Raw genomic sequence first — 23,716 nt, forward strand, 5'->3', positions numbered from 1 at the left:
ACACAAGCCAGTGCTCATAGTTGAGCGAGTCAATTCATAAGAAATGTAGCCTGAGGAGATCCCCATGAACGCTGCCCTGGACGTTCTGCAATCGACCCATCAGCACATCAACCGCGACCGTTTGTGGCAGTCGCTGATGGACCTGGCCAGACTCGGCGCCACCCCCAAGGGTGGCGTGTGCCGCCTGGCCCTTACCGACCTCGATCGCAAGGCCCGTGACCTGTTTGTAAAGTGGTGCGAGGAGGCCGGTTGCACGGTGACCATTGACGGCATCGGCAACATTTTCGCGCGACGCCCCGGGCGCAATCCCGACCTGCCGCCGGTGATGACCGGCAGCCACATCGACACCCAGCCCACCGGCGGCAAGTTCGACGGTTGCTTTGGTGTGCTGGCCGGTGTGGAAGTGCTGCGCACGCTCAATGACCTCAACGTCGAAACCGAGGCACCCCTGGAAGTGGTGGTGTGGACCAACGAGGAAGGCTCGCGCTTTCCGCCGTGCATGATGGGCTCGGGTGTGTTTGCCGAAAAATTCAGCCTGGCCGATACCCTGGCCAAAGTGGACGCGGATGGCGTGAGTGTGGGCGACGCGCTGAATGCGATTGGCTACGCGGGCACACGGCCGGAGAGCGGGCACAAGGTCGGCGCCTACTTCGAAGCGCACATCGAGCAAGGGCCGATTCTTGAAGACGAAAAGAAAACCATCGGCGTGGTGCTCGGCGCGCTTGGGCAGAAGTGGTTCGACCTGAAACTGCGTGGCGTCGAAGCCCATGCCGGACCAACGCCCATGCACCTGCGCAAGGATGCCCTGGTCGGCGCAGCGGCGGTGGTCGCGGCCGTGAACGCGGCGGCGCTGGGGCACCAGCCACATGCGTGCGGCACGGTCGGTTGCCTGCAGGCGTATCCCGGCTCGCGCAACGTAATTCCGGGTGAAGTGCGCATGACCCTGGATTTCCGTCATCTGGAACCGGCACGGCTGGACTCGATGATTGCCCAGGTGCGCCAGGTCATCGACGAAACCTGTGCCAAGCATGGGCTGACGTTTGAGCTGGAACCCACCGCCGATTTCCCGCCGCTGTATTTCGACAAAGGTTGCGTCGACGCCGTGCGTGATGCGGCCAATGGGTTGGGCCTGTCGAACATGGACATCGTCAGCGGGGCAGGGCACGACGCGATCTTCGTCGCTGAACTCGGCCCGGCCGGGATGATCTTTGTGCCGTGTGAAGGCGGCATCAGCCATAACGAAATCGAAAACGCCGCCCCGGATGACCTGGCCGCAGGGTGTGCAGTGTTGTTGCGGGCGATGGTGGCCGCATCGGCGGCAATCGCCAGCGGCAAACTCGCTGCCTGAAATGCAGTTGAACAGGTGGGAGGGGGCGTTCATACAGTGTGTGTCTGGCGCAGGCCCCCCCGGATCTTTATCGGTGAGCAGCTCGCGCGCCGGGTTGCCAGCCGCCGCCGAGCGCCGTCACCAGCCCCACACTCGCCTGCAACTGCCTGGTCTGAACCGCCTGCAACGTCCTCTGTGCCTGCAACGCGGCCGTCTGCGCGGTCACTACGTCCAGGTAACTCACGGCCCCGGCCTGGTAGCTGTTCATCGCCAGCGCTTGCGTATGTTCCGCTGCATCCGCCGCCGCCTGTTCATCTTGCGCCTCCTGCTGCAAGTCCCGCAGTTGCGCCAGGTTGTCTTCCACTTCACGCACCGCTTTGAGCACATGGCTGCGGTACTGCGCCGAGGCTTCTTCAAACTCGGCTTTGGCCTGGCGCTCGTTGGCGCTCAAGCGCCCGCCATCAAAGATCGGCAAGTTGACCAACGGGCCCAAGGCCCAATAGCGGTTGCCGGCGGAGAGCAAATTGCCGACGCCCTGCGTCTGCCCACCAATCAACCCGGTCAGGCTGAAATCCGGGTACCACGCAGCCTTGGCTACGCCGATATTCGCATTGGCGGCAAACACCCGGCGTTCCGCTGCCGCGATATCCGGGCGACGTTGCAGCAAGTGGCTCGGCAGCTGTGACGGTATCCCCGGCAATGCAATCAACTGCTGGCTCGGCGGCAACCGGAAGTCGCTGGCCGCCACACCCACCAGCTCGCCAATCGCATGCTCGGTCAGGTTGCGCTGGCCGCGCACTTCATCCAGTTGTGCCTTGGCTTCGGCCAGCTGGTTTTGCGCGCGGGTCAGGTCGAGTTCCGAGGCAATCTGCCCTTCATAACGACTGCGCGTCAATTGCAGCGCCTGGCGGAAATCGTCCAGCGAGCTGTTCAGAATCCGACTCTGCGCATCCAGCCCGTTGAGCTGCACATACAAGGTTGCCAACTGATGCTGCAGGCTCAGGCGCGCCACCGCCAGGTCGTCACTCGACGCTTGCGCCTGGGCATCACCCGCCGCGACCTGATTGCGGATTTTGCCCCACAGGTCCAGGTCGTAGCTCAACGAAAACCCTGCGGTATTGCTGTTGTACACCGACGGCTGGGTGTCCCCGCGCAACGGGCGCGAGTCCGATTGGCGCTGGCGCAATGGCTGCGCACTGGCGGTGATCTGCGGGAACAAGCCCGCATGCAATTGGCTGGCGTACGCCTGGGATGCATCGAAGTGGGCCAGCGCCGCCGCCAGGTCCGGGTTGGCCTTGAGCAGTTGCTGCTGCAGGTCATTCAGGCGCGCGTCGTTGTAGAGTTTCCACCACTCGGGCGCCAGTTGGTCGGACGGTTGCGCGCTGTGCCACGGGCCAGCGCTGGTCTGTTCGCGGTAACCCGCCGGCAGTTCAATCGATGGCACCTTGTAGGTGGGCGCCATCGAGCAGCCCTGCAAGGCCAGCAGCATCAGGGCCGTGAGGGGTTTAAGCCTTACGCGCATGTGCACCTCCGGCGTCGGCCAGTTGCACCGGGTCGCCTTCGCGCAGGGCGTCGGGCGGGTTGTCGACGATGCGGTCGGCGGGTTTCAGGCCTTGGTCGATCACCAGCCGTTCGCCGAGGTCCAGGCCGATGTGGATGCCTTGCAGGTGCACATGATTCTGCGCATCCAGTACCGCGACCTGAGTGCCCTGGGCGCGAAAGATCAAGGCGCTGGCCGGGATGCTCACGCCATGGGTGTCGGCCGGAATCGGCAGGGTGGCTTCGGCGTAGTCACCGGGCAGCAATTCGTCGTTGGGGTTGTCGGCCACGAACTGCGCGAGCAGGGTGCCGGAGCGGCGGTCGATGGCGGTGGAGTCGCCGATCAGGCGGGCCTTGAAGTGCTCGCCAGGGTGCTCGGGCACGGTCAGCTGGGCTTCCAGCCCGGGGTGGATGACAGCCGCGTAGTTCTGCGGCACCGGCACATAAAGGCGCAGCTGGTGCGTATCGGCGATGTTGAACAGCTCCGGGCCGCTGTCGGTATCGGCCTTGATCAACTGACCGATATCGGTGTTGCGCGCGGTGATGGTGCCGGCGAATGGCGCGCGAATGGTCTTGTAGCCTTCCAGGGCCGACAGCCGCGCATAGTCGGCGGCTGCAGCGTCGGCGTTGGCTTTGGCGGCGGCGGCGTTGGAGGTTTTTTCGTCGGCCTCCTGGCGCGACACCGAGTGGCTGGCCAGCAGGTTCTGCCAGCGTGTGGCGGTGGTGGCGGCCAGGCGTGCGTTGGCCTGTTCCTGAATCAGCCGCGCGTGGGTTTGCGCCAGCTGTTGATCGAGGTCGGGGCTGTCGATTTCGGCGAGTACCTGGCCGGCCTTGACCTGGCTGCCGATGTCGACTTTCCAGTCTTTCAGGTAGCCACTGACCCGCGCATGGATCGGCGCCTTGCTCCAGGCCTCAAGGTGCGCGGGCAGGCGCAGGGTGTCGCCGGCCACGTTCTGTTGCGGCTGGAACACCATCACTTGCGGGAGGGCGGCGGTTTCGGTCCAGGCGGTAACCGACTGTTCATGCATCGTGCGGGCATGCAGGCCGTTAGCGACCAGCAGGGCGGCCAGGGTCAGGCCGCCGACACCCATGAGCATCAGACGCTTGCGCGAGGGTTTGTGATCAGACGACATGTGGGGTTTCTCCAGCAGCTGCGCGAGTAGGGTGACGACCGTGGACCAGGCTGAAGACCACGGGAACAAACAACAAAGTGGCGACGGTGGCGAAGATCAAACCGCCGATCACGGCCCGCCCGAGCGGGGCGTTCTGCTCCTCGGAAATCGCCAGCGGCAACATGCCGATAATCATCGCCAGGGCGGTCATGCACACCGGGCGAAAGCGCGTGTAACCCGCCTCCATGGCAGCCTTCAACGCATCGCCATGTTCGGCCAGGCGTTCGCGGCAGAAGCTCACCACCAGGATCGAGTTGGCGGTGGCCACGCCCATGCACAAGATGGCCCCGGTCAGTGCCGGCACTGACAGCGACGTGCCGCTGAGAAACAGCATCCACACGATCCCCGCCAGCGCTGCGGGCAGGGCGGTGATGATCACGAACGGATCGGACCAGGACTGGAAGTTGACCACGATCAGCAGGTAGATCAGCACCACGGCGCCGAGCAGGCCGAAGCTCAAGCCGCTGAACGCCTCATGCAGCGCATCGATCTGCCCATGCAGGCTGATCACCGCGCCTTTGGGGCGCATCGAAGCGGTGTCATCCAGCACTTTTTGCACGTCGCGGGCCACGCCGCCGAGGTCGCGGCCTTGCACGTTGGCGTACAGGTCCAGGGTGGGTTCGATGTTGTAGTGGGTCACCACCGCCGGGCTTTGCACGCGGGAGATGCTCGCCACACCGCCAAGGATCTGCGACTGGCCATCGGCGCCGGTGACCGGCAAGGCTTCGAGTGACGGCAGGCTGTCGAGACGGTATTGCGGGGTCGCAGCGACGATGGAATAGGACACGCCGTTGGCCGGGTTGAGCCAGAAGGTCGGCGCGGTCTGCGAGCTGCCGGCGAGGGAGGCGACCATGCTGTTGGTCACGTCTTTTTCGGTAATGCCCAGGCCATTGGCGCGCAGTCGATCGACGTTTACCTGCAGCGACGGGTAGCCGGTGGACTGCTGGATGCGCAGGTCAGCGATGCCCGGTACGTGTTGCAAACGGCGCTCCAGCTCTACAGCGTAGGCACGGTTTTCTTCGTCGCTGCGCCCGGAGATTTTCACGTCCAGCGGCGCGGGCGCACCGAAGTTGAGGATCTGGCTGCTGATGTCCGCCGGCAGAAACGCGAAGTGGCTGCCGGGGAAGCTTTGCGGCAAGGCTTCACGCAATTTTTTCACGTAGTCGGCGGTTGGCGCGTGGTCCTTTTTCAGGCTGACCTGGATGTCGCCATCCTGCGGCCCGATGGTGCCGCTGCTGCTGTAGGCCATGTCGATGCCGCTGAGCGGAATGCCGATGTTGTCGACGATGGTGTCGAGTTGCTCGGCCGGGATCACCTCGCGGATCCGCGCTTCGATCCGGTCGAACGCTGCCGCGCTTTCTTCAATGCGTGTGCCCAGCGGCAGGCGCACGTGAAGGGCGAGGGCACCGGCGTCGGTGGCCGGGAAAAAGTCCTGGCCCAGGCTGGGCAGCAGCAAGAATGACGCGAGCACGCAGGCCAGGAAGCCGACGATAAAACGCTTGCGGGCGCCCAGCGCGAGCATCAGCAGGCCATGGTAGGTGTCACGGATAGTCGAGAAGTGCCGCTCGAAACCCTGCTGGAAATTCAGCACCGATTGCAGCACGCGATTGCGCGGTTTCTGGTGCTGGTCACCTTCGTGGTGGTTGATGAATTGATCTTCCGGATGATGCCCGACGCCTTGCTCCGGCGTGTGCGGCTTGAGCAGGAACATCGCCAGCGTCGGCACCAGGGTGCGCGAGAGGACGAACGAACTGGCCATGGCAAAGATCACCGCCAGCGCCATCGGCCGGAACAGGTAGCCGGCAATGCCTTGCAGCAGGAACATCGGCACAAACACGATGCAGATGCACAGCAGCGAAACGAACGCCGGGCCGACGATCTGCGCGGCGCCGTCGAGGATCGCGGTCTTCACCGCCTTGCCTTGCTCCAGGTGCCAGTTGATGTTTTCGATGGTCACCGTGGCGTCGTCCACCAGAATCCCCACGGCCAACGCCAGCCCGCCAAGGGTCATCACGTTGAGGGTTTGCCCGCTGAGCGCCAGCAGCGCGATGGCCGAGAGCACCGCCAGGGGAATCGAAGCGGCGATGATAAGGGTCGAGCGCCAGCTGCCGAGAAACAGCAGGATCATCGCACTGGTCAGCAGCGCGGCAATGATGCCTTCCTGGGCGACGCTGCCCACCGATTGCTTGACGAACACCGAGGCGTCACCCAGCAGCGAAGTTTTCAGTGACGGCGGCAGGGTTTCGTTGATGCGCGGCAGCATCTGGCGGATGCCGTCGATGATCGACAGGGTCGAGATACTGCCGTTTTTCAGCGCCGGCATCAGCACCGCGCGGTGGCCGTCGACGCGCACGATGTTGGTCTGCGGCGGCGAGCCGTCACGCACGTGGGCCACCTGGCCGATGGTGATAATCGCACCGTCGACGGACTTGATCGGCAGGTCGTTGAGCTCGTCGATCGCCTTGGGGCTGTTGTTGAGCAGGATTGTGTATTCGTTGGGGCCGAGCTTGGCGGTGCCCACCGGGATGATCTGGTTTTGTAACGCCAATGCGTTGCCCACGTCCTGCGCCGACAAGCCTTTGGCTGCCAGCGCCTGCGGGTCGAGGTCGAGGGTGATCTGGCGTTGCTTGCCGCCCATCGGCGTCGGCATGGCCAGACCGGGCAGGGCGCTCAGGGGCAGGCGGATGTTGTTTTGCACCAGGTCGCGGATTTTCGCTTCCGACAGGCTGGGGCTGGAGAACGCCATTTGCAGGATCGGCACCGTTGAGGCGCTGTAGTTGAGGATCAGCGGCGGGGTGATGCCCGGTGGCATCTGTTTGAGCACGGTTTGTGAAACCGCCGTGACTTGCGCGTTGGCGGTGCGGATATCCACGCCGGGCTGGAAGAAGATTTTCACGATGCCCATGCCGGGCAGCGATTGCGATTCGATATGTTCGATGTCGTTGACGGTGGTGCTCAGGGAGCGTTCGTAGGTGTAGATCACCCGACCGGCCATGGCGTCCGGCGACAGGCCGTTGTACTGCCACACCACAGCGACCACGGGGATGCCGATATCGGGGAAAACATCCGTGGGGGTTTTCAGGGCCGCCATCGGCCCGACGATACAGATGAATATGGCCAACACGATAAACGTGTACGGCTTTTGCAGTGCGGTCTTTACCAGCCCGAGCATGCGTGAACCTCCAGAGGAGCAGGATTGCAAACCCCGGCAGTCTCACGCGACCCACCTAACACGCACCTTTCAGCCAGGTGAAGGAACATTTAGTTAAGGGCTGAAGATCGTTTCATATGTATTCATTTGTTCTACAAAGGCCAACTCTCCAAGCTTGCCATCCATCGGACGCGACACCGTTCGCCTCGTCTTTTTACTGATGTTCTTTGGAGCCCTGCCATGTCACTGAAGTCCCTTAAACCTCTGTTGTTGATTCCCGCTTTCGGCGCTGTCTTGTTGTTATCGGCGTGCGCCGGCCCGATGCCCAAGGCTGATCCGAGTGAAGCCTGGATTGGTCTGAAGGAAGAAGCGCCGAATGACCTGATGGCCGAGCGCGTGGATGGCAAACGTGTGGACGACGGGCGTTTTTTTGAGGTGAGCCCCGGAGACCATCGCCTGGATGTGACGCTGTTTGAGGAAGAGCCGGGCGACGACAACCAGCAAGATTGCCAGGGGCGGGTCGAATACAAGCACTTCAAGGCAGGTGAGCACTACACCCTGGTCGAATCGAGCCTGGGCACCACCGTGCGCGCTTCCCTGGAAGATGGGCATGGCAAGGAAGTTGCGGCCACTGAGGACTTCGCCTGCATGCCGGGCTAGGCGTGGTGGACCGCTGCTTTATGGGCTTTAGCGGGGCCAGCGGGTTTGACGTGGGGGTGATGGTGCCGACGGGTGATGCGCAATACCCCCCACAACATGGCGCCGGCTACCGCCAGCCAACCGCAGATCAACATTAGAATCGTTGTTGCAAGGCTCATTTTGGCCTCCTTTCGCCCCGCAGGGGGCACACACAGTCTTCTCAATGGACAGTCTAGCTACCGGGCGGTTGCCTGCTATTGACCAATGGTCGTGTCTGACAGACTTGTTTGCTCTATTGCCCGCGCTTTACTGAGGTTCAAGGCTATACCCGCGTGGCAGAGCGTCCTATGATCAGGGCCCTTACCGGCAGTTGATCAAGAGAGTAAAAAATTGCGGTTACGGTCGAACCTTAAAACCTCCCTGTTGCTCGCCTGTGCCCTGGGGCTCGCCGCCTGTTCCGGGCACCCGTCAAAACTCGTGGGCCTGCCCGAGCGCGTCGAACTCAATGGCGTGCCGACGTTTCGCAGCGAGGCTTATCAAAGCGGCCCCTCGGCTTTGGCCAGCATGCTGTCGCAACAAGGCATTGTGATGACACCGGGCTTGCTGGATAAGCCGCTGGGCTTACCGGGCGGCGAAGCGAACCTTGAGCGCAACATGCAGGTACTGGCCCGCGAGTACGGACTGATGGTGTACCCACTGGATGCCAAGCTGACGGCCGTACTGGCGCAAGTGGCGGCGGGTTACCCGGTGATGGCGCGGGTTGGCGGCGGGCTGTGGTCTGACGCACGTTATGTGGTCGTGGTGGGTTTCAATCAGCAGAAAAGCACGGTGTTGCTGCGTTCGGGCATGGACCGACGGCTGTTGATGAGCTTCAGCGATTTTGAATCGAAGTGGAGCAGCGCCGGGCACTGGGCAATCCTTACCCAGCGCCCGAGCCAGTTGCCGGCAACTGTCGATGCACAGCGCTGGCGAGACGCTGCCAACGCCACCGCCCAGGCCGGGCAGGAGCAAGCGGCTGCGCAGGCGCTCAAGGTGTTGGCGGAACGTAAATAAAAAACGGCGCTCAAGGCGCCGCTTTTTTTTGGCTTCGGTCAGCGGCGCACTTGCGCTGCGTTAGGACGGTTTTTCAAGTTCTTGTCGGCCTTGTAACGCAGCGCGACGTCGGGCACCGAGCCGCTCTTGCCGGTCTCGACCCAGTTGCGAATACGGCTGGCATCGGCGAAATGGGTGAATTTACCGAACGCATCCAGGATCACCAGCGACACTGGGCGGTTACCCATGCTGGTGACCAGCACCAGGCAGTGGCCGGCCTGATTCGTAAAACCGGTCTTGGTCAGCTTGATGTCCCAATTGGCGCGGTTGATCAGATGGTCGGTGTTGGAGAAACCCAAGGTGTAATTGGGCTTGCGGAACGAAACGGTCTTTTCCTTGGTGGTGCTCAGCTGGCTGAGCATCGGGAATTTGCGCGCGTAGGCCAGCAGCTTGCTCAAGTCGCGGGCGGTCGATACGTTATGGATCGACAAGCCAGTGGGCTCTACATAGTGAGTGCTGGTCATGCCCAGGGCCTTGGCCTTGGCGTTCATCGCCGCAATGAATGCCGCATAGCCGCCCGGATAGTGGTGGGCCAGGCTTGCGGCGGCGCGGTTTTCCGAGGACATCAGGGCAATCAGCAGCATCTCTTTGCGTGGCATCTGGCTGCCGATTTTTACGCGCGAGAACACCCCTTTCATCTCCGGGGTGTCGGTGATGTTGATATCAATGTACTCGTCCATATCCTGCTTGGCTTCAAGCACGATCAGGCCGGTCATCAATTTGCTCACCGAGGCGATGGGCACGACCACATCGGGGTTGCTCGAATAAATGACCTTGTTGGTTTGCAGATCGACCAGCATGGCGCTGCCGGAAGCGATTTGCAGTTTGGAAGTATCACGCGGCGCCAAGGTGGTTTCGGCGGCTTGCGCAAAAGTGCCTGTAAAAGCAAACAATAGGCTGACAATAGAAAGACGAATTTTCACGCGGATGAACTCGCTAAAAAGTGAGGAAATAGACGGTTTTTTGATAAATCCCGTTACATTTTAGGAGTATGGACGAGAGACTGTCGAATGTTCTTCTAAAACCAGACGAAAGTGCTTAAAAACTAAGAAAAAACAGGTTTTATCACAGGCAATAAAAAGCCCTGCGATAAAGCAGGGCTTTTTCAGTACACCTGGTTATTAGCCGTGCAGTGTTTCTGCGGCGTACAAGGTATTTTCCAGCAGGCAGGCACGGGTCATCGGGCCGACACCGCCGGGTACGGGTGTAATCCAGCCTGCACGGGGCAGGGCGGTTTCGTACACCACATCGCCCACCAGCTTACCGTCTTCCTGGCGGTTGATGCCGACGTCGATGACGATCGCGCCTTCCTTGATCCACTCGCCCTTGACCAGGCCTGGCTTGCCGGCGGCAACCACCACCAGGTCGGCGCGGCCGACGTGGCCGGCCAGGTCCTTGGTGAAGCGGTGAGTGACGGTCACGGTGCAGCCGGCCAGCAGCAGCTCCATGGCCATCGGGCGGCCGACGATGTTGGACGCACCGACCACCACCGCATCCAGGCCGTACAGATCGACGCCGGTGCTTTCCAGCAGGGTCATGATGCCTTTGGGCGTGCACGGGCGCAGCAGCGGGATACGCTGGGCCAGGCGGCCGACGTTATAGGGGTGGAAACCATCGACGTCTTTGTCCGGGCGGATACGCTCCAACAGTTTGGAGGCGTCCAGATGCTCGGGCAGTGGCAGTTGCAGCAAAATGCCGTCGATGGCCGGGTCGTCGTTGAGGCCGTCGATCAGGTCGGTCAGGGCCTGCTGGGTGGTGTCGGCAGGCCAGTCGTAAGCCTTGGAAATGAAGCCGACCTCTTCACAGTCTTTACGCTTGTGCGAGACATAAACCTGGGAGGCAGGATCGCTGCCGACCAGGATCACCGCGAGGCCAGGCGTGCGCAGGCCTTGCTGGCTGCGCTCGGTGACTCGTTTGGCGATCTGCTGGCGCAGGCTGGCGGCGATTGATTTGCCGTCGATAAGTTGTGCAGTCATTACGCGTGATTAACCATCGAGAGGGGGAAGAAAAGTGCGCGCATTCTCGCATGCCAGGGCGTGAGGGCAAAGGCGCTTGGTCTGCAAATTGGCCTAACCCCTTAAATAAAATCAGTTTTTTTCAAAAAAGATTTGACGGGTTTCAGGACCCTCTATACTATTCGTCGCACTTGTCGGGCACAGCCTAGCACTGGTTAAGAAGGTCGAGCAGAATAGAGTGTTGTTCTGCAAAGCTGGAAGCATTTAGTTTGTAATCCTCCAAGAGTACAGATTAATAAGGCGCCCGTAGCTCAGCTGGATAGAGCATCCGCCTTCTAAGCGGATGGTCGCAGGTTCGAGTCCTGCCGGGTGCGCCATTAGGCAGCTTTGGCACAAGTAGCGCTATATGGTGGGCGTAGCTCAGTTGGTAGAGCACGGGATTGTGACTCCCGTTGTCGAGGGTTCGATCCCCTTCGTCCACCCCATATTTCAAAAGGCGCCAGATTAATCATCTGGCGCCTTTGCTTTAAGAGCTTCAAGCGCGGATGTGGTGGAATTGGTAGACACACTGGATTTAGGTTCCAGCGCCGCGAGGCGTAAGAGTTCGAGTCTCTTCATCCGCACCAATTAAAGCGTTGCCCGGTCGTCAGGCGGGGTAGGGCTCAACAAAGAAGTGGTTTGGTTTCTTTGTTAACGCAATATGGTGGGCGTAGCTCAGTTGGTAGAGCACGGGATTGTGACTCCCGTTGTCGAGGGTTCGATCCCCTTCGTCCACCCCATATTCGAAAGGCGCCAGATTTAACAGTCTGGCGCCTTTTTTGTTTTAGCGTTTCGAATATTCGGCGGCTGCAGGTTCTGGGTCGCAACGGCAGTGCGCTTCGTCGTATTTATGTGTCTCGATGATTCTGCGCTGCCCGCTGACTCTGTTTGCAGGGTCGGCCGTCAGGGAGATGCTTGGCGACTTCTTCTATATATAGAAGGGTTGGCGCAGAGCCCTGGCGTGATTGGCTGTATTTGTCGCCGGGGCGAGGTGCATTCGTGCATTCGTACCGATAAATTGCCTGCTGTTTTTTTACCCGTTTCCAGTAGGGTGACTTCTTGAGTTTGACCCACTAGAATGCATGCCCTTGATTCTGGGGTCGGAAACGGCCGGCTAACGTCTGTGCAACGAGGAATATCCATGCAAGTTTCTGTTGAAAATACTACTGCTCTCGAGCGCCGCCTGAGCATCACCGTGCCGGCAGAGCGCATCGAGACTGCGGTCAACAAGCGTCTGCAGCAGACTGCCCAAAAGGCCAAGATCGCTGGTTTCCGTCCAGGCAAAGTGCCAATGAGCGAAATCAAGCGCCGTTTTGGTGCCGATGCGCGTCAGGAAGCTGTAGGTGACGTGATCCAGGCTTCCTTCTACGAAGCCGTTGTTGAGCAAAAGCTGAACCCGGCTGGCTCGCCTTCGATCGAGCCTAAGTCCCTGGAAGCTGGCAAGGACCTGGAATACGTTGCCGTATTCGAAGTGTTCCCTGAGTTTGAAGTGGCTGGTTTCGAAGGTATCGCTATCGAGCGCCTGAGCGCCGAAGTGGCCGATTCGGACCTGGACAACATGCTGGAAGTGCTGCGCAAGCAGAACACCCGTTTTGAAGTGGCCGAGCGCGCTGCCCAGAACGAAGACCAGCTGAACATCGATTTCGTTGGCAAGGTTGACGGCGAAGTGTTCGCTGGCGGCTCCGCCAAGGGTACTCAGCTGGTACTGGGTTCCAACCGCATGATCCCGGGTTTCGAAGACGGCCTGGTTGGCGCCAAAGCCGGCGAAGAGCGCGTGCTGAACCTGACTTTCCCGGCTGACTACCAGAACCTGGACCTGGCCGGCAAAGCCGCCGAGTTCACCGTGACGGTCAACAGCGTTTCCGAGCCTAAGCTGCCAGAGCTGAACGAAGAGTTCTTCGCTCAATTCGGTATCAAGGAAACCGGTATCGAAGGCTTCCGCACCGAAGTTCGCAAGAACATGGAGCGCGAGCTGCGCCAGGCCATCAAGTCCAAGGTCAAGAACCAGGTAATGGACGGCCTGCTGGCTGCCAACCCGATCGAAGTGCCTAAGGCCCTGCTGTCCAACGAAGTGGATCGCCTGCGCGTACAAGCTGTTCAGCAGTTTGGTGGCAACATCAAGCCTGACCAACTGCCGGCCGAGCTGTTCGAAGAGCAAGCCAAGCGCCGCGTCGTGCTGGGCCTGATCGTGGCCGAAGTGGTCAAGCAGTTCGACCTCAAGCCTGACGAAGACCGCGTTCGCGAAATGATCCAGGAAATGGCTTCGGCCTACCAGGAGCCTGAGCAGGTCGTAGCCTGGTACTACAAGAACGACCAGCAGTTGAACGAAGTACGTTCGGTTGTGCTGGAAGAACAAGTTGTGGATACTGTTCTGCAGAAGGCTAAGGTGACCGACAAAGCGGTCTCTTACGAAGAAGCAGTCAAACCGGCGGAAGCAGCACAAGCCGACTGATTGTCCAACTCGTTGGAAATTCAACCATAAGCCAGCCTCGCGCTGGCTTATGCGTTTTCAAGACATGACTATTTGGGAGTAACTGCAGAGCATGTTCCGTAATTCCTATATTCAGCAGAACTCTGATATCCAGGCCGCAGGCGGCCTGGTCCCGATGGTTGTCGAGCAGTCTGCTCGTGGTGAACGCGCCTATGACATCTACTCGCGCCTGCTCAAGGAGCGAGTGATCTTTCTGGTCGGCCCTGTAGAGGACTACATGGCCAACCTGATCTGTGCGCAGCTGCTGTTCCTTGAAGCGGAAAACCCGGACAAGGACATCCATCTCTACATCAACTCGCCAGGCGGTTCGGTGACGGCCGGCATGTCGATCTACGACACCATGCAGTTCATCAAGCCGAACGTATCGACGACCTGCATTGGCCAGGCGTGCAGCATGGGCGCATTCCTGCTGACCGCAGGTGCCGAGGGCAAGCGTTACTGCCTGCCTAACTCGCGGGTGATGATTCACCAGCCACTGGGCGGTTTCCAGGGCCAGGCATCGGACATCGAAATCCATGCCAAGGAAATCCTGTTTATCCGCGAGCGTCTCAACACGTTGATGGCCAAGCACAGCGGGCACACTCTTGAAGAAATCGAGCGCGATACCAACCGCGATAACTTCATGAGCGCGGAAGCTGCGAAAGCGTACGGGCTGATCGACGCAGTGATCGACAAGCGCCCCGCTTAATATAAGCCGCTCAAAATAGGGCTGGTCGGCATGTCCGACCACTGGCGGGCTTGAAAAAGCCCGCATAAGCCTTCATCTTGTGTTGCAAGCCTATCGAATTTGGATCGAACGAATGACTGACACCCGCAACGGCGAGGACAACGGCAAGCTGCTCTATTGCTCCTTCTGTGGCAAAAGCCAGCATGAAGTGCGCAAATTGATTGCCGGCCCCTCGGTCTTTATCTGCGACGAGTGCGTCGACCTGTGCAATGACATCATCCGTGAGGAGGTGCAGGAAGCCCAGGCCGAAAGCAGCGCGCATAAATTGCCTTCGCCTAAAGAAATCAGCGGCATCCTTGACCAATATGTCATCGGTCAAGAGCGTGCAAAGAAGGTTCTGGCCGTAGCGGTGTACAACCACTACAAGCGCTTGAACCAGCGTGACAAGAAAGGCGACGAGGTCGAACTCGGCAAGAGCAACATCTTGCTGATCGGTCCTACAGGCTCGGGTAAAACCCTGCTTGCGGAAACCCTCGCTCGCCTGCTGAACGTTCCGTTCACCATCGCCGACGCCACCACCCTCACCGAGGCTGGCTACGTGGGTGAGGACGTCGAGAACATCATTCAGAAACTGCTGCAGAAGTGCGACTACGACGTAGAGAAAGCCCAGATGGGTATTGTCTACATCGACGAAATCGACAAGATTTCGCGCAAGTCCGACAACCCGTCGATCACTCGGGATGTTTCCGGTGAAGGCGTGCAGCAAGCGCTGTTGAAACTGATCGAAGGCACGGTTGCTTCCGTACCGCCACAAGGCGGCCGCAAGCACCCGCAGCAGGAATTCCTTCAGGTCGATACGCGCAACATCCTGTTTATCTGTGGCGGTGCGTTCTCCGGCCTGGAGAAGGTTATCCAGCAACGTTCCACACGCGGCGGGATCGGTTTTGGCGCAGAAGTGCGCAGCAAGGAAGAAGGTAAGAAAGTCGGCGAGTCCCTGCGTGAAGTCGAGCCTGACGATTTGGTCAAGTTCGGTCTGATCCCGGAATTCGTCGGCCGTCTGCCGGTCCTGGCGACGTTGGATGAGCTGGATGAGGCTGCTTTGATTCAGATCCTCACCGAGCCGAAAAACGCCCTGACCAAGCAATACGCGAAGTTGTTCGAAATGGAAGGCGTGGACCTCGAGTTCCGTACCGACGCACTCAAATCAGTGGCCAAGCGGGCACTGGAGCGCAAGACCGGTGCACGTGGCCTGCGCTCGATCCTCGAAGGCGTGTTGCTCGACACCATGTATGAAATTCCCTCGCAGTCCGAGGTGAGTAAAGTGGTGATCGACGAAAGCGTTATAGAAGGTAAGTCCAAGCCACTGTATATCTACGAAAACAGTGAGCCGGCTGCCAAGGCTGCGCCAGACGCGTAAGCGTTTTGCAGTTTCGGTACAAACGAAGGGGCCTCTAGGGGCCCCTTTGTTTTTCATGAGTATTTTTACTGCGTGTAACTGCGGGCATTGGCTTGTTTTTTTTACACGCAGCCCCCATCTTGGTTTCAAGCTTATTTTTCAACTGTCATAGAGGCGAAATCATGAAGACAACCATCGAATTGCCTCTCCTGCCGTTGCGTGATGTCGTCGTCTATCCGCACATGGTTATCCCGCTGTTCGTGGGGCGCGAGAAGTCTATCGAAGCCCTCGAGGCCGCGATGACGGGCGACAAGCAGATCCTGCTGTTGGCCCAGAGAAATCCTGCTGATGATGATCCGGGCGAAGACGCCCTGTATCGTGTCGGCACCGTTGCGACTGTCCTGCAACTGCTCAAGCTGCCCGATGGCACCGTCAAGGTGCTGGTGGAAGGCGAGCAGCGTGGCGCGGTTGAGCGCTTCATGGAAGTGGATGGCCACCTGCGCGCCGAAGTGGCACTGATCGACGAGGTCGAGGCCCCTGAGCGCGAGTCCGAAGTCTTTGTACGCAGCCTGCTCTCGCAGTTCGAGCAGTATGTGCAGCTGGGCAAGAAAGTCCCGGCTGAAGTCCTTTCTTCGCTGAACAGCATCGATGAGCCAAGCCGTCTGGTCGATACCATGGCCGCGCACATGGCACTGAAGATCGACCAGAAGCAGGACATCCTTGAAATCATCGACCTGTCGACCCGTGTCGAACACGTGCTGGCGTTGCTGGATGCTGAAATCGACCTGTTGCAGGTTGAGAAGCGCATCCGTGGTCGCGTGAAGAAACAAATGGAGCGCAGCCAGCGCGAGTACTACCTGAATGAGCAGATGAAGGCCATTCAGAAGGAGCTCGGCGACAGTGAGGAAGGCCACAACGAAATCGAAGAGCTGAAAAAGCGCATCGATGCCGCTGGCCTGCCGAAAGACGCGCTGACCAAAGCCAATGCCGAGCTGAACAAGCTCAAGCAAATGTCGCCGATGTCGGCCGAAGCCACCGTGGTTCGTTCCTACATCGACTGGCTGGTGCAGGTGCCGTGGAAGGCCCAGACCAAGGTACGCCTGGACCTGGCCCGCGCCGAAGACATCCTGGATGCCGACCACTACGGCCTCGAAGAAGTCAAAGAGCGCATCCTCGAATACCTCGCCGTGCAGAAGCGCGTGAAGAAAATTCGTGGTCCGGTGTTATGCCTGGTTGGACCGCCGGGTGTGGGTAAAACCTCCCTGGCCGAATCCATTGCCAACGCCACCAACCGCAAATTCGTGCGCATGGCCCTCGGCGGTGTGCGCGATGAAGCGGAAATCCGTGGTCATCGCCGTACTTACATCGGTTCGATGCCTGGAAGATTGATTCAAAAGATGACGAAGGTGGGTGTACGCAACCCGCTGTTCCTGCTCGATGAAATCGACAAAATGGGCAGCGACATGCGTGGCGATCCTGCGTCGGCGTTGCTGGAAGTGCTCGACCCCGAGCAGAATCACAATTTCAACGACCATTACCTCGAAGTCGACTACGACCTGTCCGACGTAATGTTCCTGTGCACCTCCAACTCCATGAACATTCCGCCTGCCTTGCTGGACCGGATGGAGGTGATTCGTCTGCCGGGTTACACCGAAGACGAGAAAATCAACATTGCCGTCAAATACCTCGCGCCCAAGCAGATTTCGGCCAACGGCCTGAAAAAAGGCGAGATCGAATTCGAGGTCGAGGCGATCCGCGACATCGTGCGTTACTACACCCGCGAGGCCGGTGTACGGGGGCTTGAGCGCCAGATTGCGAAGATTTGCCGCAAGGCGGTCAAGGAGCACGCGCTGGAAAAACGCTTCTCGGTGAAGGTGGTTGCCGACTCCCTGGAACACTTCCTCGGCGTGAAGAAATTCCGCTACGGCCTGGCCGAGCAGCAGGATCAGGTCGGGCAAGTGACTGGCCTGGCGTGGACCCAGGTGGGCGGCGAATTGCTGACCATCGAAGCCGCGGTGATTCCGGGTAAAGGTCAGTTGATCAAGACCGGTTCTTTGGGTGATGTGATGGTCGAATCCATTACCGCCGCGCAGACCGTGGTGCGCAGCCGCGCCAGGAGCCTGGGGATTCCCCTGGACTTCCACGAGAAGCACGACACTCACATCCACATGCCGGAAGGGGCTACCCCCAAAGATGGCCCTAGCGCAGGCGTAGGCATGTGCACGGCGCTGGTGTCGGCATTGACCGGGATTCCGGTGCGCGCCGACGTCGCCATGACCGGCGAAATTACCCTGCGTGGCCAGGTATTGGCCATCGGTGGTTTGAAAGAGAAACTGTTGGCGGCCCACCGGGGCGGCATCAAGACTGTGATCATTCCAGAAGAGAATGTTCGCGACTTGAAGGAAATTCCCGACAACATCAAGCAGGATCTTCAGATTAAACCGGTTAAATGGATTGACGAGGTCCTGCAAATTGCGCTGCAATACGCGCCGGAGCCCTTGCCGGATGTGGCTCCAGAGATAGTCGCCAAGGAAGAAAAACGTGAGTCTGATTCCAAGGAAAGAATTAGCACGCATTAATGTGTTAAAGCCTGGGGGCTTCCTTGACAGCATTTTAGAGCCCTTGTTATAAAGCGGCTCTTAAGTGTCTGTAGGCCATTCAGCACTGGTTTTTGCTTTCACCAAAAAACTTAGAATCATACTCAATAGATATATAAGGGGACTTAGAGTGAACAAGTCGGAACTGATTGATGCTATCGCCGCATCCGCTGATATCCCGAAAGCTGCTGCTGGCCGTGCGCTGGATGCAGTAATCGAATCCGTCACTGGCGCTCTGAAGGCCGGCGACTCCGTGGTACTGGTAGGCTTCGGTACTTTCTCTGTGACTGACCGCCCAGCTCGCACTGGCCGCAACCCACAGACTGGCAAAGCACTGCAAATCGCGGCTGCCAAGAAACCAGGTTTCAAAGCCGGTAAAGCCCTGAAAGAAGCCGTTAACTAAGCTTCGACCGAGCCTTTACCTACACCCGGGTCAGACGCAGGTCTGGCCTGGCAGCGGAGCGGCAGCTGACCCACATATCCTTGGGTCGCCACGCCGGGGGTGTGAATTCAAACCCCCGACCGCTCCGCCAGTTACGAGAAGGCGCATCCTCGGATGCGCCTTTCTTCTATCCGGATTCTACCCACGCTCCACGGTTGCCTATTTTTGAAGATCAACCGTTTCTGGGGGACGCATGCTGCAAAATATCAGGGACAATTCACAAGGCTGGATTGCCAAGACCATCATCGGGATCATCGTCGCATTGATGGCGTTCACCGGTATCGAAGCCATTTTCCAGGCTTCGGGTAACAGTAAGCAGGACGTGGCCAAGGTCAACGGTGAAGAAATCACCCAGACCGAACTGAGCCAGGCCGTCGACATGCAACGCCGCCAACTGATGCAACAGTTGGGCAAGGATTTCGATGCTTCGCTGCTGGACGAAAAACTGCTGCGCGACGCGGCCCTCAAGGGCCTGATCGATCGCAAGCTGCTACTGCAAGGCGCGGCCGACGCCAAGTTCGGCTTCTCCGAAGCTGCGCTGGACCAGGTGATCCTGCAGACGCCGGAATTCCAGGTGGACGGCAAGTTCAACGCCGAGCGCTTCGACCAGGTGATCCGTCAACTGGGCTACAGCCGCCTGCAATTCCGTCAGATGCTGACCCAGGAAATGCTGATCGGCCAGGTTCGCGCAGGCATCGCCGGCAGCGGTTTCGTGACCGACGCCGAGGTACTGGCATTCGCCCGCCTGGAAAAACAGACCCGCGATTTTGCCACCGTCAACATCAAGGCCAACCCTGCGGCGGTGAAACTCACCGACGACGAGGTCAAGGCTTACTACGACCAGCATGCCAAAGAGTTCATGACCCCGGACCAAGTGGTCATCGATTATCTGGAACTGAAGAAGTCTTCTTTCTTCGACCAGGTCGCCGTGAAGGATGAAGAACTGCAGGCTGCCTATCAGAAAGAAACCGCCAACCTCGCTGAACAGCGTCGCGCGGCGCATATTCTGATCGAGGTCAACGACAAGGTCACCGACGCGCAAGCCAAGGCGAAGATCGAAGAGGTCCAGGCGCGCCTGGCCAAGGGTGAGAAGTTCGAAGCCCTGGCCAAGGAGTTCTCCCAGGATCCGGGTTCGGCCAACAATGGCGGCGACCTCGGTTTCGCCGGCCCGGGCGTTTACGACCCGGACTTCGAAACGGCCTTGTACGCGTTGAACAAGGACCAGGTGTCGGCGCCGGTGCGCAGCACCTTCGGCTGGCACCTGATCAAGCTGTTGGGCGTCGAAGCACCGCAAGTGCCGACGTTTGCCAGCCTGAAAGACAAGCTGACCCGCGAGCTCAAGACCCAGCAGGTCGAGCAGCGTTTTGTCGAAGCGACCAAGCAATTGGAAGACGCGGCATTCGAAGCTTCCGACCTGGCCCAGCCGGCGTCCGACTTGAAGCTGACCGTGCACACCTCCGCGCCGTTCGGCCGTGAAGGTGGCGAAGGTGTGGCGGCCAACCGTGCCGTGGTCACCGCTGCGTTCAGCCCCGAAGTGCTGGATGAAGGTGCCAACAGCAGCGCCATCGAACTGGACCCGGAAACCATCATCGTGTTGCGTGCCAAAGAGCACCGCAAGCCAGCGCAACTGCCGCTGGAAAGCGTTGCGACGGCCATTCGCGCTCAGATGACCAAGGAGCGCGCCAGCGCGGCGGCCAAGACTCACGCTGACGAGTTGATCGCCAGCCTGCGTGATGGCAAGACCCCGCTGAACCAGCCGATTGACGGCCAGGCCTGGAAAGTCACTGAAGCGGCTACCCGTAGCCAGGAAGCGATCGAGCCGGCTGTGCTGCAAGCCCTGTTCCGTATGCCCAAGCCTGCGGCCAAGGACAAGCCGACCTTCACCACCGTGACCCTGGCTGACGGTAGCCTGGTGATCGTGCGCTTGAACGGCGTCAATGAGGCTGCCGCCCCAACGGACGAAGAAAAGGCGCAATACCGCCGCTTCCTCGCTTCGCGTGTCGGCCAGCAGGACTTCGCGGCGTACCGCAAGCAGTTGGAAACCAAGGCTGACATCAAGAAGTATTGATGGCAGTTTGAGTAAAAAGCCCCCGGCCTGAAAAGACCGGGGGCTTTTTTATGTGCGCTAGACTGGGTGTTTGTCAGGGCCGATCAAGGCGTTGCACGCGTATTGATCGAAGGGACGGAAGGCTGGGGGGCGTCGACTTTCAACCTTCGACCTGGACGGTTGGCCGGGCCAGTTGCTGGGGCGCAATCTTTGATGAGCCGGCCAGGGCCAGGAGCATCAGTAACACCACCGCCCATGGAAAGGCTGCCACGCCCCAGCCTTGAAGCAGCACACCGCCGGCCAACCCGCCGCCTGCAATGCCCAGGTTCCATACGGTAACCAGCATCGATTGCGCGGCGTCCGCCGACGCTCCCGCCGATTTGGCCAACGCTGTCTGCAACAGCGCCGGCAAGCCGCCGAATGCCAAGCCCCACAGCGCGACGGCGGCGTAGATAATCCATGGCGCGCTCATCCAGAACGCCAGCGCGAGTGCGATCCCACCAAACAGCGCGCAACTGATCAGCAGCAGCGTGCGCAACCACCGGTCAATCAACACGCCGGCCAGCCAGATGCTCAACAAGGCCGCCAGGCCAAACACCAGGAGCACCCGGTCGATATCGGCGGTGATCCCCGCGGGCACCAGCAGTGGGGCGATGTAGGTATAGAGAATGTTGTGGGCAAGCACGTAGGTAAACGTCACCCAGAGCACCGGACGAATGCCGGGCAACCCGAGTACCTGGCGCAAGCCCAGGCGTTTTTGTGCCGGCTGCCCGGCAAAGTCCGGCAACTGCCAGCGTGCCCAGGCCAGCAACACCAGGGTCAGCCCGGTCATGATCGCAAAACTCAGGCGCCAGCCCACCAGGGTGCCGAGCAAAGTGCCAGCCGGTACGCCAAGGGATAAAGCCAGCGGGGCGCCGAGCATGGCGATCGCGATGGCGCGGCCTTGCAGATGCGGCGCGACCATCCGGCTCGCATACCCCGCCAGCAGGGCCCAGAGCAGCCCGGCGAAAACCCCGGCGAAAAACCGTGCCGCCAGGGTCAGCCAGTAATCGCTGGACAGCGCAGTCACGCTGTTGACCAGCGCAAAGCCGCCGATGGCTATCAGCAACAATGGCCGCCTGCGCCAGCCACGGGTCAGCAACGTCAGGGGGATGGCCGCGAGCAGCGATCCGAGGGCATAAAAGGTCACCAGTTGGCCAACCAGTGCAGGCGACACGCCCAGGCCGTCGCCCATCTGTGGCAGCAGCCCGGCCGGCATGGCTTCGGTGAGGATGGTGATAAACCCGGCGCACGCCAGGGCCAGCAGGCCACCGAGCGGCAGCGTGTCGGGTTGGGCAGTCGCTGGGCAATCGATCAGTGAACTCATGATATCTATCCATGCAATAGGGCAAGCACGCAGGGTAGGGGGCTGTGCCCTGCGGAAAAACAGGCTAAGGTTCCGAACTTATCGGACATCGGTGTCCGTAATCAGCATGGGCAGGATCATGGACAGTCTGGGCAGCCTCTCGGTGTTTGTGCAGGTGGCGGAGACGCGCAGTTTCACTGGGGCTGGCCGTGTGTTGGGGGTGTCGTCTTCGGCGGTGGGCAAAAGCATTGCGCGGATGGAAGAACGCCTGGGCGTGCGGTTGTTTCATCGCAGTACCCGCAGCATCACTTTGACCAGTGAAGGCGCGCTGTTTCTTGAGCGTTCGCGGCGGATTCTCGCGGAGGTCGAGGCGGCGGAACGCGAGCTGACCGAGGCCAGCGCAACGCCCCGGGGCAAGCTGCGGATCAGCGTGCCGCAGGTGCGTGGCTTGCTGATGCCGGTGCTCAGCGACTTTATGCGCGCCTACCCGGATATCGAGCTGGATGTGGATTTTTCCGACCGCATGGTGGACGTCATCGAGGAAGGTTTCGATGCGGTCATTCGCACCGGCAAGCCGGAAGATTCACGCTTGATGGCGCGCCACCTGGGGCATTATCAGCTGGTGCTGGTGGGCACACCGGCGTACTTCCGGCAATTCGGCACTCCGCAAACGCCGGAGCATTTGAGCGCGCATGCCTGCCTGCGCCACAAATTCTGCGCCACCGGCAAACTCGAGCCCTGGCCATTGCGCCTTGCACCCGGTGCGGCGGAACCCACGTTACGCACGCCATTGGTCAGCACCACCATCGAATCGCTCAATCATGTGGTGCACGAAGGCTTGGGCATTGCCTGCCTGCCGGACTACATGGTCAACCAGGCCGTGGGGCAGGGGCGCCTGCAGCGGGTGCTGGATGATTACCTGGAACACCGTGGCAGTTTCTGGATGTTGTGGCCATCAAGTCGCCATGCCTCGGCCAAATTGCGCGTGTTTATTGACCATATGTGCGCCGGGCTTTTTCCTGATGGCCCTGCTGTGTAAGTCTGTGACGTTTTACCGACAGGAATGCGCGCGCCAAGGCCTCGTTCTGTTGCACAATACCGCCCGGACTGTTTTCCTCAGGATTTTCAATGTCGACATCATTTCACTTGCGTAGCCTCGGGTTGGCGCTGGTGTTGGCGGGCGCCGCGGGCTGCTCGTCACCCAAGACCGCTATTTATGAACATGAGAATTTCGACGACTCCGGTACGTTTTCCCGGGATTATCCGGTCACTGATGTGGCGGCCTGCGAAGCTGCACGCCGTGCCTTGCTGAGCCAGGGCTACATCATCACCAGCAACGATCCGAAACTGGTGGTGGGTAACAAGAGCTTCCAGCAGACCGGCGAGACCCATCTGCAGATCAGCTTCAACGTGGTGTGTGCCGATGACGGCAAAGGCAAGAATCATTCGACGATGTTTGCCAACGCCCTGCAGGACCGCTACGCACTGAAGAAGGTCAACAATTCCGCGAGCCTGGGGGTGGGTGTATTGGGGTCGGTGTCGATGCCGATCGGCTCCACCGATGACTCGATGGTCAAGGTCGCCAGCGAGACGGTGTCCGCGCCGAAGTTCTATGACCGCTATTTTGCGCTGGTGGATGTGTTCCTGCCCCAGGAAGTGAAGAAGGCAGCGCACATTCCCGAGGCGCCAAAAGCTGACCTGGGTGTGCCGGAACCCAAGGCCGCGCCGGCTGCCGAGAAGGTCGAAGCGCCGCAGCAAGAAAAACCCGCTCCGGCGGTGTCGGAGCCGGTAGCGCCACCGGCCGAAGCGGCCCCGAT

18 protein-coding genes and 4 tRNA genes are annotated in these 23,716 nt (G+C 60.0%); 15 read left to right on the plus strand and 7 right to left on the minus strand.

The annotated features are described in order from the left end of the window. The first annotated feature begins 64 nt into the window (after nt 1-64). Entirely contained in the window at nt 65-1,348 is a 1,284-nt protein-coding gene (locus WBR57_RS13395) for a Zn-dependent hydrolase (RefSeq protein ID WP_424084221.1), read from the plus strand. A gap of 67 nt (nt 1,349-1,415) precedes the next feature. Here the strand turns inward: WBR57_RS13395 and WBR57_RS13400 are convergent, their stop codons facing one another. From WBR57_RS13400 to WBR57_RS13410, 3 genes are read right to left on the minus strand one after another with little or no spacing between them, the layout of a single operon-like run. After that, complete coding sequence (locus WBR57_RS13400; protein ID WP_424084222.1) at nt 1,416-2,849, minus strand: efflux transporter outer membrane subunit; 1,434 nt, start codon at nt 2,847-2,849, stop codon at nt 1,416-1,418. Next, the gene (locus WBR57_RS13405) at nt 2,833-3,999 is read right to left on the minus strand and encodes an efflux RND transporter periplasmic adaptor subunit (RefSeq protein WP_424084223.1); all 1,167 of its coding nucleotides are present in this window, start codon (nt 3,997-3,999) and stop codon (nt 2,833-2,835) included. The genes WBR57_RS13400 and WBR57_RS13405 overlap by 17 nt, the downstream gene beginning before the upstream one ends. Further along, on the minus strand, nt 3,989-7,210 hold the full coding sequence (locus WBR57_RS13410; RefSeq protein WP_424084224.1) for an efflux RND transporter permease subunit: 3,222 nt from the start codon (nt 7,208-7,210) through the stop codon (nt 3,989-3,991). Before WBR57_RS13410 ends, WBR57_RS13405 begins: the two co-directional genes overlap by 11 nt. A gap of 219 nt (nt 7,211-7,429) precedes the next feature. On the opposite strand from WBR57_RS13410, the gene WBR57_RS13415 reads away from it, so the two are divergent. Next, nucleotides 7,430-7,849, plus strand: a complete 420-nt coding sequence (locus tag WBR57_RS13415; RefSeq protein WP_424084225.1) for a hypothetical protein — start codon at nt 7,430-7,432, stop codon at nt 7,847-7,849. Here WBR57_RS13415 and WBR57_RS13420 read toward each other — a convergent pair. Further along, on the minus strand, nt 7,846-8,007 hold the full coding sequence (locus tag WBR57_RS13420; protein WP_424084226.1) for a hypothetical protein: 162 nt from the start codon (nt 8,005-8,007) through the stop codon (nt 7,846-7,848). The two genes, WBR57_RS13415 and WBR57_RS13420, sit on opposite strands and share 4 nt — an antisense overlap. A 211-nt stretch (nt 8,008-8,218) precedes the next feature. On the opposite strand from WBR57_RS13420, the gene WBR57_RS13425 reads away from it, so the two are divergent. Next, the gene (locus WBR57_RS13425) at nt 8,219-8,881 is read left to right on the plus strand and encodes a peptidase C39 family protein (RefSeq protein ID WP_424084227.1); all 663 of its coding nucleotides are present in this window, start codon (nt 8,219-8,221) and stop codon (nt 8,879-8,881) included. 38 nt (nt 8,882-8,919) lie between these two features. Here the strand turns inward: WBR57_RS13425 and pbpG are convergent, their stop codons facing one another. Then, complete coding sequence (pbpG, locus tag WBR57_RS13430; RefSeq protein ID WP_424084228.1) at nt 8,920-9,843, minus strand: D-alanyl-D-alanine endopeptidase; 924 nt, start codon at nt 9,841-9,843, stop codon at nt 8,920-8,922. Between the two features lie 198 nt (nt 9,844-10,041). Next, nucleotides 10,042-10,896 carry a bifunctional methylenetetrahydrofolate dehydrogenase/methenyltetrahydrofolate cyclohydrolase FolD gene (gene folD / locus WBR57_RS13435; protein ID WP_424084229.1) on the minus strand — a complete coding sequence of 285 codons (855 nt, stop codon included), beginning with the start codon at nt 10,894-10,896 and terminating at the stop codon, nt 10,042-10,044. 279 nt (nt 10,897-11,175) lie between these two features. On the opposite strand from folD, the gene WBR57_RS13440 reads away from it, so the two are divergent. The 10 genes from WBR57_RS13440 (at nt 11,176) to WBR57_RS13485 (ending at nt 20,575) form a co-directional block, all read left to right on the plus strand. Beyond that, nucleotides 11,176-11,252: transfer RNA gene (locus WBR57_RS13440), tRNA-Arg, on the plus strand. A gap of 32 nt (nt 11,253-11,284) precedes the next feature. After that, a tRNA-His gene (locus tag WBR57_RS13445) sits at nt 11,285-11,360 on the plus strand. A gap of 56 nt (nt 11,361-11,416) precedes the next feature. After that, nucleotides 11,417-11,501, plus strand: a tRNA-Leu gene (locus WBR57_RS13450). 77 nt (nt 11,502-11,578) lie between these two features. Next, nucleotides 11,579-11,654, plus strand: a tRNA-His gene (locus WBR57_RS13455). Between the two features lie 401 nt (nt 11,655-12,055). Further along, a complete protein-coding gene (gene tig, locus WBR57_RS13460) occupies nt 12,056-13,366 on the plus strand; it encodes a trigger factor (RefSeq protein ID WP_424084230.1) in 1,311 nt (436 codons plus the stop codon). 91 nt (nt 13,367-13,457) lie between these two features. After that, entirely contained in the window at nt 13,458-14,093 is a 636-nt protein-coding gene (clpP, locus tag WBR57_RS13465) for an ATP-dependent Clp endopeptidase proteolytic subunit ClpP (protein WP_101271886.1), read from the plus strand. Between the two features lie 112 nt (nt 14,094-14,205). Then, entirely contained in the window at nt 14,206-15,489 is a 1,284-nt protein-coding gene (clpX, locus tag WBR57_RS13470) for an ATP-dependent Clp protease ATP-binding subunit ClpX (protein ID WP_017136464.1), read from the plus strand. 161 nt (nt 15,490-15,650) lie between these two features. After that, a complete protein-coding gene (gene lon, locus WBR57_RS13475) occupies nt 15,651-18,047 on the plus strand; it encodes an endopeptidase La (RefSeq protein ID WP_424084231.1) in 2,397 nt (798 codons plus the stop codon). A gap of 148 nt (nt 18,048-18,195) precedes the next feature. Continuing rightward, entirely contained in the window at nt 18,196-18,468 is a 273-nt protein-coding gene (locus tag WBR57_RS13480) for an HU family DNA-binding protein (protein ID WP_003174819.1), read from the plus strand. 232 nt (nt 18,469-18,700) lie between these two features. Next, complete coding sequence (locus WBR57_RS13485) at nt 18,701-20,575, plus strand: SurA N-terminal domain-containing protein (protein ID WP_424084232.1); 1,875 nt, start codon at nt 18,701-18,703, stop codon at nt 20,573-20,575. Nucleotides 20,576-20,714: 139 nt separating this feature from the next. Here the strand turns inward: WBR57_RS13485 and WBR57_RS13490 are convergent, their stop codons facing one another. Beyond that, entirely contained in the window at nt 20,715-21,920 is a 1,206-nt protein-coding gene (locus tag WBR57_RS13490; RefSeq protein ID WP_424084233.1) for an MFS transporter, read from the minus strand. 118 nt (nt 21,921-22,038) lie between these two features. Here WBR57_RS13490 and WBR57_RS13495 point away from each other — a divergent pair, with 118 nt between their 5' ends. Further along, nucleotides 22,039-22,938, plus strand: coding sequence for a LysR family transcriptional regulator (locus tag WBR57_RS13495; protein ID WP_424084234.1), 900 nt, complete (start codon nt 22,039-22,041; stop codon nt 22,936-22,938). A gap of 89 nt (nt 22,939-23,027) precedes the next feature. Further along, on the plus strand, nt 23,028-23,716 hold a 689-nt coding region (locus tag WBR57_RS13500; RefSeq protein WP_424084235.1), incomplete at its 3' end, for a DUF2242 domain-containing protein.

The sequence above is a fragment of the Pseudomonas sp. genome (assembly GCF_049590575.1).
Classification (GTDB): domain Bacteria; phylum Pseudomonadota; class Gammaproteobacteria; order Pseudomonadales; family Pseudomonadaceae; genus Aquipseudomonas.